This window comes from Holospora undulata HU1 (assembly GCF_000388175.3).
Taxonomy (GTDB): Bacteria; Pseudomonadota; Alphaproteobacteria; order Holosporales; family Holosporaceae; genus Holospora; species Holospora undulata_A.
On the sequence record NZ_ARPM03000008.1, the window covers coordinates 1 to 1654 of the forward strand.

Consider the following 1654-nt stretch of genomic DNA (forward strand, 5'->3'; position numbering starts at 1 on the left):
AGATTCCAAGAAGCTCTGATCAAGACAGGCAGATTCCAAGAAGCTCTGATCAAGATAGGCAGATTCCAAGAAGCTCTGATCAAGACAGGCAGATTCCAAGAAGCTCTGATCAAGATAGGCAGATTCCAAGAAGCTCTGATCAAGATAGGCAGATTCCAAGAAGCTCTGATCAAGATAGGCAGATTCCAAGAAGCTCTGATCAAGATAGGCAGATTCCAAGAAGCTCTGATCAAGACAGGCAGATTCCAAGAAGCTCTGATCAAGATAGGCAGATTCCAAGAAGCTCTGATCAAGACAGGCAGATTCCAAGAAGCTCTGATCAAGACAGGCAGATTCCAAGAAGCTCTGATCAAGACAGGCAGATTCCAAGAAGCTCTGATCAAGACAGGCAGATTCCAAGAAGCTCTGATCAAGATACAAAAGATAAGGTTAAAGATATATTGATGCGATCTATACGAAGAGGTTTAACAAAAGTTTATATTCCTGTTCGGCAAGATAAAAAAAATATGTCGTCTTAGAATTTAACGTGTGTTGATACCTATAAATTTCTACATTCGCTCGTAATTCCACTGAGTGTTTCGCAGAGGGGTTCGGGCGATTTGCGTTGCAGATCCTTATTATATGACGTGTTCGGATTTTAGTACAACAATATTATGAGCGATGCTTGTTGTTTTTCTGGCGTGGATAGTTTTCTATTTCATTAGACTTCTTTGGAAACTAGATTATAAATAAGATTTATGATAAAAAGACCAGGAGGAAAGGTAGAAGCTGCGAACTGATCAAAAAAATAGCAGAAGAAAAATTTCGCTATAATGGTGAATATTCTTCAAGATTCCGAAGTTAAAAAGAAAACTAAGCATAGAAGATCGTCTTTTGATGACATCCCTAATACATCTGAAAACACCTCACATAAAGTTATGGCGTAAGTGAGAGCATTGTGTATGATACGATTAAGCATCCTGATTTTACGATTCCGTAGTGCAGCTAAAAAGTGATAAAAATTTATGAAATTTTATTCAGGAAAAAAGAAATGGCTTTCTATAAAAACACAAGTCGTGGTATATGTGCGGCATTTCAAAGGGCAAGCGTCACAATTTTAGAGGGTTTAAAGAATCCACAATAAATATTCATAGAGAAATAAAAATCATTACTGACACCGGTTATACAAAAGATGAATTGTAACTTTGAATTGCCAAAAAAGAAAAGATAAAAATAAAAAACAATACGTGCGATGGCGTGCACTTAGCTATTTCCCGGCTAATAGTTTTTTAAATTCAGCAACTTTGTTTTGCTCTTGCTTGAAATGTTTAGGACGAGGCTTAATATAGGAGTAATTTAACTTTTTGATTTCTTGACTTGTTTATCTCTATATTAAAGATATTTTCTAGGTGTATTCGAATTGCTTTTATGGGTATCGACTTTTACCCATTCCAAGATTTGCTTTATTTGCGTAGCGTTAAGTTTGTTTTTCCTTTTGCGCTCTGCAGGTGCGTTAAGTCTTTCTATCGAGCCGGCTTGATCCACGAAGTCAGAGTGGTTCTAGTTATGTCGTAAATCTTTGCAACTTGATTAATGCTATGAGTCCTGGCTGCAATAGCCTTTGCTAATTTACGTGATATTCGTGCAGCTTTATCAATCTCCTTAATCTGATATT

Annotated in this window: 2 protein-coding genes and 1 pseudogene; 2 read left to right on the forward strand and 1 reads right to left on the reverse strand. The window is 36.7% G+C overall.

What is annotated here, in order from left to right; genetic code table 11:
- Positions 1–518 (forward strand): hypothetical protein (locus K737_RS09695; RefSeq protein ID WP_035574526.1); only part of this gene is annotated, 518 nt, incomplete at its 5' end.
- A 492-nt stretch (positions 519–1010) separates the two neighbouring features.
- A pseudogene (locus K737_RS10715) lies at positions 1011–1204 on the forward strand (IS5/IS1182 family transposase); the annotation flags it as partial.
- A gap of 42 nt (positions 1205–1246) precedes the next feature.
- Here the strand turns inward: K737_RS10715 and K737_RS11605 are convergent.
- Positions 1247–1348 (reverse strand): winged helix-turn-helix domain-containing protein, encoded by a 102-nt coding sequence (locus K737_RS11605; RefSeq protein ID WP_075260281.1) that lies wholly within the window; start codon positions 1346–1348, stop codon positions 1247–1249.
- Positions 1349–1654 lie beyond the last annotated feature (306 nt).